The organism is Pseudolysinimonas kribbensis, from assembly GCF_030161895.1.
Taxonomy (GTDB): Bacteria; Actinomycetota; Actinomycetes; order Actinomycetales; family Microbacteriaceae; genus Pseudolysinimonas; species Pseudolysinimonas kribbensis.
Genome location: NZ_BSVB01000001.1, coordinates 3,316,817 through 3,330,472, shown reverse-complemented (window position 1 = coordinate 3,330,472; position 13,656 = coordinate 3,316,817). Strand labels below are relative to the sequence as shown.

The following is a 13,656-nucleotide window of genomic DNA, read 5'->3' as shown; positions in this document are numbered from 1 at the left end:
CACCGACCTCGAAGGAGCAACCCCATGACCGACCCCGCCGAGCCGACCCGCTACGACTTCGAATTCCCCGACGAGGCCGGGTACCCGGATGGCACGGGCACCCTCAGCCAGGACCAGGTGGTTCTCATCGACGAGGTGCTCGACGATCCGCACGCGCCCGCGTTCGACTTCGACGTCGTGAAGAACGAGGAATTCGGCAGCTACGACGCCATCGTCGGAGATCGCGAGGTCGGCGTCCTGACCTATAACCGGGTCGGCGACGACCGGCTCGTGCTGCTGGCCACCTCCGTGTTCCCGGAGTTCCGGAAGCAGGGCGTCGCCACGGAGCTGATCCGGCGCGTGCTGGACGACGTGCGAGCACAGGGCAAGACGGTGACGATCCTGTGCCCGATCGTGCGCACCTTCATCGAGAACAACCCCGAGTACGCCGACCTCGTGAACACCGAGCACCCGGGGGTCGTGCGCCGAGCAGCGTGACTGCGTGAGGCGCGCGGCTCTGGCGTCGGTCGAGGGCGACGTCAGTGGGTCACGAGCACCGGACAGCTCGCGTGCTCCGCGACCGCCGCGCTGACCGAACCCAGGAGGAGCCCGGCGAATCCACCGTGCCCGCGGCTGCCGACGGCGACCATGAGGGCGTCCTTCGATCGCCTGATGAGCACCGCAGCCGGGTTGCACTCGGCGACCTCCTTCGAGAGGCTGTCGGGATCGGCGTCGCCGTAGACCTCGATGACGGCGTCATCCAGAACGCGCTTCGCATCCTCGGCAGGATCCCAGTCGTAAGCCCACGGACCGCCCCCGTAGAAGGCGGGGAGCTGCCAGGCGGAGATCGCCAGGACCCTCCGGCCGAGGACCTCGGCCAAATCGCGAGCGTGTCGAAGCGCCGCGATCGAGGCCTCCGAACCGTCGATTCCGACGACGACCGGAGCGGAGTTCTTGTCGTTCATGTTCGTTCCCTTCTCTGACGTGGTCAGTCCATGAGGCGGCTGGAGCCGCCGCCACGGGCGATCAGGAGCGGGATGCTCGTCCGATCGATGAGTTCACCCAGCACGGACACGTGCGAGGTGATCCGTTCCCCGCCCACGACGAGCAGCTCCCGGCCACGCGACTCGTCGAGGAGCGCGTGAACGGCGGCGATCGAGCGCAGGCGGCAGGTCAGGTCGACCATCGGGTGGTGGCGTTCGATGGCGGTCCGTCCGATCCGCAACGGCGGGTCGACGTGACCGGGCCGCGTGGAGAAGGGGTGCGCCTTGACTGCGACCGCGTGGAGCAGCAGCAACGGCTGTCGGGAGTGCTCCGCCTCCACACCAGCCGCGGCGGCGGTGATTCCTGCCGTCGTGACCCGGTCGACGCCGCAGACGATCCCGTGACCGCCGGAGTGATCCTCCGGCACGATGACGATCGAGCAGCCGAACAGATTGACGAGCGCGCGAGCCCTGCGCCGGCTCGCGGCGTCGGAGACTCCCACGACCACCACGTCGGCGGGGTGCGGCAGCGGAAGGGTGGGCATCGACAGCGGGTCGTTCAGGTCGGCGACATGGAAGCGGGACAGCGGGATGTCGCGGGCGGCCATGCGCTCCAACGCCCACTCGTACGCGCGTTGCGCGGCGGAGGTGTCGTCGTCGGCGAGCCAGCACGCACCGAAGGGCTCGAAGTCGTCGGTACCGCCCTCGACGGTGGCGGCGTGCGGTCCGGTCATGGTCGTCATCTCTCAGGCGTCGACGGCGAACTCGTCGTCGTCGATTTCGGTGTGAACGCGGGCGGGCGGGGGACGATGCTGATCGGCGTGCTCGTGCGCGACAGCAGCGCGCGCGCGGTCGAGCCGAGGACGATGCCGACGATCGCTCCCCATCGGTGGCTGCCGATGACGACGAGTTCGGCGGTGCGCGCATGATCGGCGAGGGCGTCGGCGGTCGGCCGCTCCTCGAGTGCTCCTCTGACGTCGAGGTGCGCAACGGCGTCGCGAAGGTCGTCGACCGCCCGGCTCACCTCCCGCTGATGCGCATCGCGGAGCTCGACGTCCTCACTGACCAGCACGTCCGTGATGGTGCGGACGGGCATGGCCCAGGTGTGCACGACCGTGAGACGCGCGCGAGCTGCGGCGGCCTCATGGGCGGCGAAGAGAAGAGCTGCGGAGCTGGTGTCGTCATCGGCCATTCCGACGACGACCTCCCGGTCATGGCCGGGCTCCCAGTCCGTCGGCACGATGACGGTCGACGCGTGGGCACGGGACGCGATCCGAAGCGGCACCGATCCCTGCAGCGTCGACTGCACCGGGTGGTCGCGGTGCGCGCCGATGACGACGAGATCGGCGTGCTCGGCCGCGTCGACCAGCGCGTCGGGGACGGTCTTCATCTCGAGCGAGGTGTGCACTTCGGTGCCGGGAAGCGCCTTCCGGACGTGGTCGCGGACGCGGTCCAAGGTGATGCGGTTGTCGTTCGGATCCGAGGCGAGCATGTCGAACGCCCGGACCAGACGGACCTCCACGGCACGGTGCGCGGCGCGACGGATCACCCACTCAACCGCCTTGTGGCTGGCGGAGTCCCCCACTCCGACGACGATGCGTTCCATGATCGTTCCTCTCCGTGTCGGCTTTCTCACGAGGGTGCCGCGCCGACAGCGGCCACGGCAGGGCCGAAGGTCCCCTCGCGGTCGCGGGACCTTCGCCCCTCCCGCAGAGCACGCGGGAGGGGCACGCTCGCAGCAATCCGTCACGGAGAGGAACACGGATATGAAGACCGCAGGCATGCAGCGCACCGACCACGAGATCCTCCAGGCGGTGCGCGACGAGCTCGACTGGACCCCCGATGTCGATGCCGCCCGGATCGGCGTCGCCGTCGACCACGGCGGCGTCACGCTGACCGGCGAGGTGCCGAGCTACACCGAGAGGGTTGCCGCGACCCGAGCGGCGCTGCGGGTCCATGGAGTGCTCGCTCTCGCCGACGAACTCATCGTCAACCCGCCCGCCGCGGGAATCCTCACCGATAGCACGATCGCGCAGGCGATCGAGCACGCGTTCGAGTACGCGGGGACGCTCCCCTCGACAGTGAAGGCGACGGTCAGTCACGGGCGCGTCACTCTGACCGGGACGGCTGATTGGAACTACGAGCGCGCCCAAGCCCGTCGGCTCGTGCGCGGGATCAAGGGCGCGCGGGATGTGCTCGACCTGATCGAGCTCACCCCGCGCGCATCGGCGGATGCCACTTCGAAACGAATCCACGCGGCCCTGCTTCGCAACGCGGCTCTGGACGCGCAGAGCATCCACGTCACCGCCGAGGGAACCCGGGTGAAGCTCACCGGGACGGTCAGGTCGATCGCCGAGCGGCGGCAGGCCGAGCTGGCGGCGTGGGCCGATCCGAACGTCACCGCCGTCGACAACCAGCTTCTGGTCGCTCCATGACGCCTTCGGGAACGGTCGTCTCCGACCGGCAGATCCAGCAGCACGTCCAGGATGAGCTGCGATGGACCCCGGACGTCGACGCCGCAGGGATCGGCGTCGCGGTGGAGGACGGAGCGGTCCGCCTCTCGGGACGAGTCGACAGCTACATCGAGCGGGTCGCTGCGGTGCGCGCCGCGCTGCGGGTCCGCGGGGTCTCGACTCTCGTCGACGACCTCGAGGTACGACGACCCGTCGGCGGTGCGGTGACGGATGCATCGATCGCGGAGGCGATGGAGCACGGCCTCTCGTGGTCGACGGAGGTCCCCGCCACGGTGCAGGCCACCGTCCGGGACGGCGTGGTCACGTTGCGCGGCGAGGTCGACTGGGACCACCAGAGGGCGGCGGCCCGCCGCATCGCCGAGCACGTCGGCGGGGTCCGGGAGATCAGAAACCGGATCACCCTGTCGTTGCGTGCCTCGGCGGAGGAGACGGCGAGCTCGGTCCGTCGAGCACTGCGCCGCAACGCGCTTCTCGCCGGCACCGACATCCACGTGGCCGTCACCGGCACCCGTGTCACCCTCACCGGCGCGGTGCGCACCGAGCTCGCACGTCGACAGGCGATCTCCGCAGCATGGGGATCGCCCAACGTGACCGCGATCGAGGACCGGCTGACCGTCACCAGCGACGTGTGAACATCTCACGCGGGCGGCGGCGCGCCTTCAGACCGCGAGCGCGCCCAGCACCCCGTAGACGACGTAGACAGGCCAGACGATCGCCTGGAGCAGGCTCAGGATCACCGCCCAGAAGCTGCCATCGCTGTGCGAGATGAAGTAGATGGCAGCGCCGACATACGCCATCAGCATCAGCAGGCCGCCGACGCCGTTGCGTTCGACGATGCGCGTCTTCTCCGCCATGTCGGCTCCTTCGTTCGGTCCTGCACAACACGCTCGCGGCGCCGCTCGCCTCAGTGCACGACCAGCACGGGGCAGCGCGCGTGCTCGGCGACCGGCGCGCTCACGGACCCGAGGAGGAGCTGGCCGAGACCTCCGAGGCCACGGCTCCCCACCACGAGCATCGATGCCCGGTCGGACGCGCGGACCAGCTCGTCGGCGGGTGCACCATCGACCAACTCGACCGCGACCCTGTCCGGGACGGATTCCCCATAGACGGCGCGGACGGCGTCAAGCGCAGCGCGCTCGGCGTCGCCGAAGGCGCCCCACAGGTTCATCAGTCCACCGACGCCGCTGAGTGAGGAGTAGCGCCAGGCGACGAGGACCACGACCGGACGATCAAGGGCGTCGGCCATCTCGCGGGCCTGTCGGAGCGCATCGGTCGACGCCTCGGATCCGTCGAATCCCACGATGATCGGTGCCGACGTCGTCTCTCCCATGCGTCTCATCCCATCGGGCGCTCCGCTTCAGGCACAGGGACCAAGGTCCCGTCGCGTCCGGCCCGCCGTCATCTCACGAGACCCCCACCGCGCGGTGGAGCCGACGGTCGACGGTCGGGCGCGCTGGGCGATCCTCTCGGTGGAAGAAGAGCCGCTTCGCGATGTCCGCCACCACCAGATACGCCACCACGAGTCCTCCCAGTGCGAGCAGCATGCCGACGGGGACAGGCTGCATCCCGAGCGCGCCGGCGAACGGAGCGAACGGGAGCAGCACCGCGGCGCCCGCCACGGCGAAGACGGCGACGAGGAGCGCCGTGCCGGGCCGGCTGCGTAGGAATGGGAAACGCTGCGTGCGGATGACCAGCACGACCAGCGCCTGGGACACGAGCGATTCGACGAACCAGCCCGACCGGAACTCGGAGGGTGTCGCGTGGAAGACGCCGATCAGCATCGCGAAGGTCGCCAGGTCGAAGAAGGTGCTGAGCGGCCCGAAGACCAGCATGAAGCGTCCGATGAGGCCGATGTCCCATTTCGATGGCCGGCGCAGGGCGTCGCGGTCCACCCGGTCGGTGGAGATCGTGAGCTGGCTCGCGTCGTAGAGGAGGTTCCCGAGGAGGATCTGGCCCGGCAGCATGGGCAGGAACGGCAGGAACGCGGAGGCCGCCGCCGCGCTGATCATGTTGCCGAGGTTGCCCGACGCCGCCATGTAGACGTACTTGAGGGTGTTGCGGAATATGCGCCGACCCTGCTCCACGCCGTCCGCGAGCACGGCGAGGCTCTTCTCGAGCAGCACGACGTCGGCGGCGTCCTTGGCCACGTCCGTCGCCGTGTCGACGGAGATGCCCACATCGGAATCGTGCAGGGCGAGGGCGTCGTTGACCCCGTCGCCCAAGAAAGCGACGGCTCCGCTTCGCCGAAGCACCGACACGACGCGGGCCTTCTGCTCCGGGCTGACCCTGGCGACGATGACCGTCTCCCGTAGCGACGCGGCGAGAGCGTCGTCGTCCAGCGCGTCCAGCTCCGCGCCCGTCAGGGTGCCGGCGCTGGGGACGCCCAGGCGCGTGCACACCGTCTCGGCCACCGCGGGGTGGTCACCCGTCGCCACGATGAGGCGGATGCCGAGCGCCTCCAGCCGCTGGATGGCCGCAGCGGCCTCGGGGCGCACTGCATCCGAGAAGGTCAGGAACCCGCGCAGCGTGAGACCGGTCTCGTCCTGGGCGGTGATTCCGCCGCCGTCGAACGGCTTCGAGGCGACCGCCAGCAGCCGAACCCCTGCTCCAGCTGCTGGCGCACGACCTCCGCCGCAGCGGGCGGGACCTCATCGCACAGCGGGAGGATCGCATCGGGCGCGCCCTTGCACACCAGGGTGCTGTCCGGGCCGATTCCGCTCGCACGACGCCGGGCGTGATCGAACGGCAGGCGGACGGTGGCTGCGGGGATCACGTCCGTCGCCCTGACCAGCGCGGCGTCCAGGGCGTCAGTGCTGCCCGCGCCCGTCCCGGCTGGATCGACCGTCGCCACGGCGATGCCGGCGATTCGCGAGTCGGGCGTTCCTCCGGGATCGAGCGACGCCGTGAACTCGATCTCCCCCGTCGTTAGGGTCCCGGTCTTGTCGGTGACGAGCACCTCGATGTTGCCGAGGTCCTCGATGCAGACCAGGCGCTTGACGACCACCTTTCGGCGAGCCAGCCGACGCGCCCCGGCCGCCAGCGAGGTGTTCACGACGGCAGGGAGGAGCTGCGGGGTGATGCCCACCGCAATGGCCAACGCGAAGAGCAGGGAGTCGAGGATCGGACGGTGCAGGAGTGCACTGGTGAGCAGTACGGTCGCCACCAGCACCGCCGCAACCCACATCAGCAGCAGCGAGAAGCGCCGCAGACCGGCCTGGAACGCGGTCTCGGGGAGCCGCCCGCCGAGCTGCTGCGCGATGCGTCCGATCTCGGTATCCGCGCCCGTCGCGATGACAACGCCCGTCGCCGAGCCCGACCGGACGATCGTGCCCTGATAGGCGAGCGACGTCCGCTCGGCGAGTGCCGCGCCGGGTGGCGTCGGGTCCGGCGACTTCATCGAGGGGCTCTGCTCCCCGTCAGCACGCTCTCGTCGCAGGTCAGATCGTGCGTTTCGAGCATGCGCAGGTCGGCCGGCACCCGGCTGCCCATCGTCAGATGGACGACGTCGCCGACCACGATGTCGGTGACCGGGATCGACCGCGCGTGGCCATCGCGCACCACGAGCGCCTGGTGGGCCATCGAGTCCTGCAGCCGGCCGGTGGTCCGCTCCGCGGCGTACTCCTCGACGAAGCCCAGTCCCACGCTGGCGAGCAGGATCACCCCGATGATGATGGCATCGACGGCATCCCCGAGCAGCCCCGCGAGCGCCGCGCTCACGATCAGCAGGATCAGCACCGCGTTGCGGAACTGCCGCGCGAGCACCCCGAGCGCCCCACTCCGTCGCCGGCGCAGCAGGTTCGGACCGTCGACGGCCAGCCGGTCCCGCGCCTCCTCGTCGGTCAGGCCGCGGGCTCGACTCCTCACCGCGGCAAGCGCGTCCGCCGCGGACCGCGCCGACCAGTCGAGAGCCGCGGTCATGGCGCCAGTATGACCGTCCGCCTGCCGGGCGCGGAGGACCTTCGGCCCTTCAGTTCGTCGCTCGGCGGGCTGATCGTGGCCCCATGAATGAGAACCGCATTGTTCCTGTACCTCCCACCCGCGTTGTCGTGGGCGTTGACGGCTCCGAGCACGCAGTCGAGGCGTTGCGCGTGGCCAAGCGCATCGCCGACGCGGTGCACGGCACGGTGGAGGTCATCGCCACCTGGGAATGGCCCTTCATGTACAACCCGATCGTCACCCCTGACTACTCGCCCGAACCGGAGACCCGGAGTGCCGCCACGGCCGCCGTCGAGCAGGTGTACGGTGCCGCCTCCCCGATTCCGATCGACGTCGTGCAGGGTCCCGCCGCGAAGGTGCTGATCGACGCCAGTCAGGGCGCCCAGATGCTCGTCGTCGGCAGCCGGGGGCGCGGCGGATTCGCCGGCCTTCTGTTGGGTTCGGTCAGCGCGGCGTGCGCCGAGCATGCGCACTGCCCCGTTCTCGTGGTGCATTCCGCAGTGTGAGGTTCGTGACGCGCGGACCCGGTGCACCGGGGCTCGCCGGAACGGGATGAGAATGGTCCCGACCCTTGGCTCAGCGATCGCCGGGGAGCAGGCTGGCGGGGTGGAAACCGACGAGCGGCGCGCGCCGATCACCAGTGAGACCATCGACAGGATCGACGCCTGGTGGCGGGCGGCGAACTATCTCAGCATCGGCCAGATCTACCTCCTCGCGAACCCGCTGCTGCGCGAGCCGCTTCGCGCGGAGCACGTCAAGCCCCGGCTGCTGGGGCATTGGGGCACGACGCCGGGTCTGAACTTCCTCTGGGCGCACCTCAATCGCGCGATCCGGGAGCGCGACCTGAACACGCTCTTCGTGTGCGGCCCCGGGCACGGGGGTCCCGGGATGGTGGCGAGCGCCTACCTCGACGGCACCTACAGCGAGCTGTACCCCGAGGTCGACCGGACCGAGGCCGGGATCGAGCGGATGTTCCGCCGGTTCTCCTTCCCGGGCGGGATCCCGAGCCACGCCTCCCCGGACACCCCCGGGTCGATCCACGAGGGGGCGAGCTGGGCTACTCGCTCAGCCACGCGTACGGCGCCGCCTTCGACAACCCCGACCTGCTGGTCGCCTGCGTGATCGGCGACGGGGAGGCGGAGACCGGACCACTGGCGACCGGCTGGCACTCCAACAAGTTCCTCGACCCGCGCCAGGACGGCGTCGTGCTGCCGATCCTGCACCTCAACGGGTACAAGATCGCCAACCCGACCGTGCTGGCCCGCATCCCGGAGGAGGAGCTGCTCGAGCTCATGCGGGGGTACGGCCACGAGCCGTTCCTGGTCTCCGGGGGTTTCGGGCACGAGGACCCGCGAGCGGTGCACGAGCGCTTCGCCGCGACCCTCGACGACGTGCTGGACCGCATCCGGGAGATCCGGCGGGTCGCCGCCTCGGATCCGGAGGCGCCGCGACTGCGCTGGCCGATGATCATCCTGCGGACTCCGAAGGGATGGACCTGCCCCGAGGAGATCGACGGCGTGGCCGTGGAGGGCACGTTCCGATCGCACCAGGTGCCCCTCCCCAACGCGCGCGACACGGCGGAGCACCTCCGCATCCTCGAGGACTGGCTGCGCTCCTACCGACCGGACGAGCTCTTCGACGAGGCGGGCGCTCCACGCCAGGAGGTGGTGGCGCTCGCGCCCGAGGGCGAGCGCCGGATGAGCGCCAACCCCGCCGCGAACGGCGGCCTGCTGCGCGTGCCGCTGCGGCTGCCGGACTTCCGCGACTACGCCGTGGAGGTCGCCGAACCGGGCGGCGTGGATGATCAAGCCACCGCCGTGCTCGGACGATGGCTCGCCGACGTGATCCGCCTCAACCCGACCACCTTCCGGATCGTGGGCCCCGACGAGACCGCGTCCAACCGCCTCGCGCCGGCGGTCTACGAGGCCACGGCCAAGCAGTGGAACGCCGAATACCGGCCGGGCGATGTCGACCTGGCCCGCGCCGGACGTGTGCTGGAGGTGCTCAGCGAGCATCAGTGCCAGGGCTGGCTCGAGGGCTACCTGCTGACCGGCCGGCACGGTCTCTTCAACTGCTACGAGGCGTTCGTGCACATCGTCGACTCGATGTTCAACCAGCACGCCAAGTGGCTGGAGTCGTCTCGCCGGATCCCGTGGCGCCGGCCCATCTCGAGCCTGAACTACCTGCTCTCCAGCCACGTCTGGCGACAAGACCACAACGGCTTCAGCCACCAGGACCCCGGCTTCGTCGATCTGGCCGTCAACAAGAGCTCCGAGGTCGTGCGGGTCTACTTCCCGTTCGACGCGAACACGCTGCTCTCCACCTACGACCACTGCCTCCGCTCGGAGGACTACGTCAACGTCGTCGTCGCGGGCAAGCAGCCGGCACCCCAGTGGCTCACCATGGAGGAGGCCGTCGAGCACTGCGCGCGCGGGCTCGGGGTGCTCCCGTGGGCCGGGACCGAGCGCGAGGGCGAGGAGCCGGATGCCGTGCTCGCCTGCGCCGGCGACGTGCCGACCCTGGAGACCCTCGCCGCCGCGACGATCCTGCGCGAGCGGATCCCGGACCTCGCGATCCGGGTAGTCAACGTCGTCGACATCATGCGGCTGCAGTCGGAGCGCGAGCATCCGCACGGTCTGTCCGACATCGAGTTCGACGCCCTCTTCACCGTCGACCGTCCGGTGATCTTCGCGTACCACGGCTACCCCTGGATGATCCATCGGCTGACCTACCGGCGCCGCGGGCACGACCAGATCCACGCGCGCGGGTTCATGGAACGCGGCACCACCACGACGCCGTTCGACATGGTCATGCTCAACGACCTCGACCGCTACCACCTCGCGATCGACGTCCTCGACCGGGTGCCCGGCCTCGCGGCCCGGCACGCCGGGCTCCGGCAGGAACTGGTCGACGCCCGCGCGCGTGCCCGCGCCTACACGCGGGAGCGCGGCGAGGACATCCCCGAGATCGCCGAGTGGCGGTGGACCGCCCCTAGGCTCCGCGGCGTGCCGTCCGCTCGCCGTGCGGGCGGAGCACCCCGAGCGTGAGCAGCACGAGCCCGCACTCGGCGATGCCGACCGCGAAGTACGCCGCCTGCAGGAAGCTGAAGGGGACGTAGATCATCTGCACGAAGATCCAGATGAGCGTCCCGAAGGCGGCCGCCGTCGACCATACCGGCGCATGCGGCGTCCGCCTCAGCTGCGCAACGAACGCCACGATGTGGGTGCCGCCGATGACCCCGAGCAGGAGGATCCCGGGAACCAGATAGGACGTGAACAGCGAGCCGTCCAGGTACGAGACCGGCGGGACCAGGGGGCCGGCCAGATCGGGACGGAGTCCGCCCAGCATCAGCGCGCCGCCTCCCGCTCCGGCGGTCACCGCGACGAGGGCGTGCAGGACCGCCAGCAACACGCGGGTTGGACGCGCGACCATGGGTCAGCCCGCCGCCGCCGCCGTGGGCGCCCTCGGGACACCGGTCGGCGCCGCCGCTGCCGTGCTCCGCTGTGCCAGGAGGACGACCAGGACCACGACGCCGGCCACCGGCAGCAGCACCCAGAAGATGTGTCCCCAGCCGAACCCCGCATCGCGCAGCCGGCGCACGGTGACCGCGAGCATCGGCAGAAGCGTGGCCAGACCCCACAGGCCCGAGAGGCTCGAGCCGAGGTAGACGGTGCCCTCAGGGGTGAGCACGTTCAGCGAGTTGAGCGCGGCGGAGACCAGAGCTCCGAAGAGCGCGAACCACCAGAACTCCGGGCGCGCGGCTCGGCCTGAGAAGTCTGCGTACTTACGAAACACGGTCGTGATCGCCGTCGGGAAGGTCATCATGCGATCAACGGTGCCCTCGTCGTCGCCACCGCCCCAGGGCCGAACGTCCCGCCGTGCTGCGCGCGACGTCGACCTTCACGAGAGCGGGTGGCGCCAAGGCGGAAGGGACCAATGGCCCTGTCGGGGCTCCGGTCGGCAGCGGACGATGAATTCAGCGAGAGGGAGTGAGGACGCCGGCGATGGACGCGGAATCGATCACGGAGGGCGAGTGCTGGGATCTGCTCCGATCGGAGCGGATCGGGCGATTCGCCCTCGCCACCGGTCGGGGACCGCAGATCTTCCCCGTCAACTACCTCGTCGAGGATGGCATCCTCTATTTCCGGACCGGCCCGGGGCGCAAGTCGATGGAGGCCTGGGCGCACCCTCGCGCGGCGTTCGAGGTCGACGGGCGCTCGGGCAACCGGTTCTGGAGCGTTGTCCTCGAGGGTGACGTCACAATCCTCGATGCGGCCGACCCGGCCCTCGCACGGCTTCTGGACGAACTCGTCTCGCTGCATCCATCGCCCAAGCACATGGTCATCCGCTTCGCCCCCGAGCTCATCAGCGGGCGCAGGTTCATCGCCCCGCAGCGGACCCGGCTGTGGGCCTGAGGTGGGCGACCCGCTGACCCGGGCGAATCCTGCGGCGGCCGTCGTCGCGGCTCCGGTCCGCCGCCGACGCATCCCGCTGACCTGGTCGCTCGCCGGCGGGACCGCGCTGATCGGTGCCGTCGCGGGTACCTGGCAGCTCACACTCGGACCAGGGGGCGTGCCGTGGATCCTGGGCACGCTGGCGGCCGGAGTCGCGGGATGGCGGCTGATCAGGATGATCTCCGACATCCGCTCGCAACGCTGGGGCATCGATGTCCTCGCCGTGCTCGCCGTCGCCTCCACGATGGTCGTGGGAGAGTGGTGGGCCGCCTGGGTGATCACGCTCATGATGACCGGCGGGGACGCTCTCGAGGACTTCGCGTCGCGTCGTGCCCACCGCGAGATCCAGAGCCTGATGGAACGCGCGCCGCGGCAGGCATTCCGTGTGCTGCCCGACGGCTCGACCGTCGAGGTCCTCGTCGACGAGGTCGCCGTCGGCGATGTCGTCCTGGTCCGGCCGGGCGACCTCGTTCCCGTGGACGGGACACTCCTCGAGGACCGCGCCGCGTTCGATCTGTCCTCGGTCTCGGGCGAGAGCCTTCCGGAGACGCTGACCCGGGGCGCGCAGATCCCGAGCGGCGCGGTGGCGACGACCGTGCCGGCTCGCGTGGCATGCACCGCACCCGCCCGCCTGAGCGAGTACCAGCGCATCGTCGACGCCGTGGGAGCCGCCGCAGGTTCGCGTTCCCGATTCGTCCGGTTGAGCGACCGGATCGCCGTGCCGTTCACCGTGGTCGCGCTGCTGATCGCCGCCGCCGCCTGGCTGATCACTGGAGAGTTCCTGCGGTTCGCCGAGGTCCTCGTCGTCGCGACGCCATGCCCCCTCCTGATCGCCGCTCCGGCGGCGTTCGTCGCCGGGATGGGCCGCACGGCCCGCGCGGGGCTCGTGGCGAAGAACGCGGAGGTGCTGGAGCGGATCGCAGCGGTGCGGACGGCCGCGTTCGACAAGACCGGCACGCTCACCGGCGGGGCCCCGATGGTGGCCGGCGTCGAACCGGCCGACGGCGTCGATGCCGATCGCCTCCTCGCGCTGGCCGCCGCCGCCGAGTCGCTCTCGGCGCATGCGCTGGCGGCCCCGATCGTGGCGGCCGCCGCTGAGCGCGGCCTGCGCCTCCCGGCGCTCTCCGCCGTCGCCGAGGTGCCCGGCGACGGCATGAGGGCCAAGGCCGAGGGCGCTGAGCTCCGGGTGGGGAGCGCCGCCTTCACCGGAGCACCCCTCGCCCAGCCGATCGCCGGCGTGGTCGCGGTCACGGTCAGCCTCGGCGGACGGGGCATGGGTCGGATCCTGCTGCGGGATCCGCTGCGGTCCGACGCCGCTGCCACGATCGCGGGCTTGCACGAGGACGGCATCGAGCAGATCGTCATGCTCACCGGCGATGACGCCGGTACGGCGCGAGCGGTCGCCGCGCTCGTCGGCATCGATCGTTTCGACGCTCGTCTGCGACCCGAGCAGAAGGCGGCCGTGGTGAAGGAGCTGCTGCCTCGCCCGGTGCTCATGGTCGGCGACGGAATCAACGACGTCCTCGTCCTGGCGTCCGCCGACGTCGGCGTGGCGGTGAGTCGATCCGGGCTGGGTGCGGTCGGGGAGTCGGCCGACGCCGTCATCGTCACGGACCGGCTCGGTGCGCTGCTGGATGCGCGGCGCATCGCGCGGCGCACGCGACGCATCGCGCGTCAGAGCGTGTGGTTCGGCGTCCTCGTCAGCGTCGGGCTGATGGCCGTTGCCACGACAGGAGTCCTGCCGCCGATCTTCGGCGCGCTCGCCCAGGAGGCGGTGGACGTTCTGACCATCCTGAACGCTCTCCGGGCGGCCCGGGCTCCCCAATAGCA

Annotated in this window: 14 protein-coding genes and 2 pseudogenes; 7 read left to right on the top strand and 9 right to left on the bottom strand. The window is 70.6% G+C overall.

From position 1 onward, the window contains the following. Positions 1–24: 24 nt before the first annotated feature. Positions 25–477 (top strand): GNAT family N-acetyltransferase, encoded by a 453-nt coding sequence (locus tag QQK35_RS18305; RefSeq protein WP_284255434.1) that lies wholly within the window; start codon positions 25–27, stop codon positions 475–477. 41 nt (positions 478–518) lie between these two features. Here QQK35_RS18305 and QQK35_RS18300 read toward each other — a convergent pair whose 3' ends face one another. From QQK35_RS18300 to QQK35_RS18290, 3 genes are read right to left on the bottom strand one after another with little or no spacing between them, the layout of a single operon-like run. Next, entirely contained in the window at positions 519–944 is a 426-nt protein-coding gene (locus tag QQK35_RS18300; protein WP_284255432.1) for a universal stress protein, read from the bottom strand. A 23-nt stretch (positions 945–967) separates the two neighbouring features. Continuing rightward, positions 968–1,696, bottom strand: a complete 729-nt coding sequence (locus QQK35_RS18295) for a hypothetical protein (protein ID WP_284255431.1) — start codon at positions 1,694–1,696, stop codon at positions 968–970. 5 nt (positions 1,697–1,701) lie between these two features. Then, positions 1,702–2,568, bottom strand: coding sequence for a universal stress protein (locus QQK35_RS18290; protein WP_284255429.1), 867 nt, complete (start codon positions 2,566–2,568; stop codon positions 1,702–1,704). A gap of 160 nt (positions 2,569–2,728) precedes the next feature. On the opposite strand from QQK35_RS18290, the gene QQK35_RS18285 reads away from it, so the two are divergent. Together QQK35_RS18285 and QQK35_RS18280 are read left to right on the top strand one after the other, a co-directional pair. Next, on the top strand, positions 2,729–3,397 hold the full coding sequence (locus QQK35_RS18285; protein WP_284255427.1) for a BON domain-containing protein: 669 nt from the start codon (positions 2,729–2,731) through the stop codon (positions 3,395–3,397). Beyond that, positions 3,394–4,068 carry a BON domain-containing protein gene (locus tag QQK35_RS18280; RefSeq protein ID WP_284255425.1) on the top strand — a complete coding sequence of 225 codons (675 nt, stop codon included), beginning with the start codon at positions 3,394–3,396 and terminating at the stop codon, positions 4,066–4,068. The genes QQK35_RS18285 and QQK35_RS18280 overlap by 4 nt, the downstream gene beginning before the upstream one ends. Positions 4,069–4,095: 27 nt before the next feature. Here QQK35_RS18280 and QQK35_RS18275 read toward each other — a convergent pair whose 3' ends face one another. The 4 genes and pseudogenes from QQK35_RS18275 to QQK35_RS18260 form a co-directional block, all read right to left on the bottom strand. Beyond that, entirely contained in the window at positions 4,096–4,290 is a 195-nt protein-coding gene (locus QQK35_RS18275) for a hypothetical protein (RefSeq protein WP_284255424.1), read from the bottom strand. A 50-nt stretch (positions 4,291–4,340) separates the two neighbouring features. Then, the gene (locus tag QQK35_RS18270) at positions 4,341–4,766 is read right to left on the bottom strand and encodes a universal stress protein (RefSeq protein ID WP_284255423.1); all 426 of its coding nucleotides are present in this window, start codon (positions 4,764–4,766) and stop codon (positions 4,341–4,343) included. Between the two features lie 73 nt (positions 4,767–4,839). Further along, complete coding sequence (locus tag QQK35_RS18265; RefSeq protein ID WP_284255422.1) at positions 4,840–5,931, bottom strand: HAD-IC family P-type ATPase; 1,092 nt, start codon at positions 5,929–5,931, stop codon at positions 4,840–4,842. Between the two features lie 14 nt (positions 5,932–5,945). Further along, positions 5,946–7,279: pseudogene (locus QQK35_RS18260) on the bottom strand (HAD-IC family P-type ATPase); the annotation flags it as partial. Positions 7,280–7,437: 158 nt separating this feature from the next. Between QQK35_RS18260 and QQK35_RS18255 the strand changes: the two are divergent. Further along, positions 7,438–7,878 (top strand): universal stress protein, encoded by a 441-nt coding sequence (locus QQK35_RS18255; protein WP_284255421.1) that lies wholly within the window; start codon positions 7,438–7,440, stop codon positions 7,876–7,878. Positions 7,879–7,930: 52 nt separating this feature from the next. Continuing rightward, positions 7,931–10,419, top strand: a pseudogene (locus tag QQK35_RS18250) (phosphoketolase family protein). On the opposite strand, the gene QQK35_RS18245 reads toward QQK35_RS18250, so the two are convergent. Then, a complete protein-coding gene (locus tag QQK35_RS18245) occupies positions 10,364–10,783 on the bottom strand; it encodes a hypothetical protein (RefSeq protein ID WP_284255420.1) in 420 nt (139 codons plus the stop codon). The pseudogene QQK35_RS18250 and the gene QQK35_RS18245 overlap by 56 nt on opposite strands. Positions 10,784–10,807: 24 nt before the next feature. Next, positions 10,808–11,197, bottom strand: a complete 390-nt coding sequence (locus tag QQK35_RS18240) for a DUF805 domain-containing protein (RefSeq protein WP_284255419.1) — start codon at positions 11,195–11,197, stop codon at positions 10,808–10,810. Between the two features lie 179 nt (positions 11,198–11,376). Here QQK35_RS18240 and QQK35_RS18235 point away from each other — a divergent pair, with 179 nt between their 5' ends. Together QQK35_RS18235 and QQK35_RS18230 are read left to right on the top strand one after the other, a co-directional pair. Beyond that, entirely contained in the window at positions 11,377–11,787 is a 411-nt protein-coding gene (locus QQK35_RS18235) for a pyridoxamine 5'-phosphate oxidase family protein (protein ID WP_284255418.1), read from the top strand. 1 nt (position 11,788) lies between these two features. Further along, positions 11,789–13,654, top strand: a complete 1,866-nt coding sequence (locus QQK35_RS18230) for a heavy metal translocating P-type ATPase (RefSeq protein WP_284255417.1) — start codon at positions 11,789–11,791, stop codon at positions 13,652–13,654. The last annotated feature ends 2 nt before the right edge of the window (positions 13,655–13,656 follow it).

Excerpts from the sequence above, each read along its gene's own strand:
- QQK35_RS18305 (WP_284255434.1), top strand. The coding sequence starts at position 25 with ATGACCGACCCCGCCGAGCCGACCCGCTACGACTTCGAATTCCCCGAC.
- QQK35_RS18300 (WP_284255432.1), bottom strand. The coding sequence starts at position 944 with ATGAACGACAAGAACTCCGCTCCGGTCGTCGTCGGAATCGACGGTTCG.
- QQK35_RS18295 (WP_284255431.1), bottom strand. The coding sequence starts at position 1,696 with ATGACCGGACCGCACGCCGCCACCGTCGAGGGCGGTACCGACGACTTC.
- QQK35_RS18290 (WP_284255429.1), bottom strand. The coding sequence starts at position 2,568 with ATGGAACGCATCGTCGTCGGAGTGGGGGACTCCGCCAGCCACAAGGCG.
- QQK35_RS18285 (WP_284255427.1), top strand. The coding sequence starts at position 2,729 with ATGAAGACCGCAGGCATGCAGCGCACCGACCACGAGATCCTCCAGGCG.
- QQK35_RS18280 (WP_284255425.1), top strand. The coding sequence starts at position 3,394 with ATGACGCCTTCGGGAACGGTCGTCTCCGACCGGCAGATCCAGCAGCAC.
- QQK35_RS18275 (WP_284255424.1), bottom strand. The coding sequence starts at position 4,290 with ATGGCGGAGAAGACGCGCATCGTCGAACGCAACGGCGTCGGCGGCCTG.
- QQK35_RS18270 (WP_284255423.1), bottom strand. The coding sequence starts at position 4,766 with ATGGGAGAGACGACGTCGGCACCGATCATCGTGGGATTCGACGGATCC.
- QQK35_RS18255 (WP_284255421.1), top strand. The coding sequence starts at position 7,438 with ATGAATGAGAACCGCATTGTTCCTGTACCTCCCACCCGCGTTGTCGTG.
- QQK35_RS18240 (WP_284255419.1), bottom strand. The coding sequence starts at position 11,197 with ATGATGACCTTCCCGACGGCGATCACGACCGTGTTTCGTAAGTACGCA.
- QQK35_RS18235 (WP_284255418.1), top strand. The coding sequence starts at position 11,377 with ATGGACGCGGAATCGATCACGGAGGGCGAGTGCTGGGATCTGCTCCGA.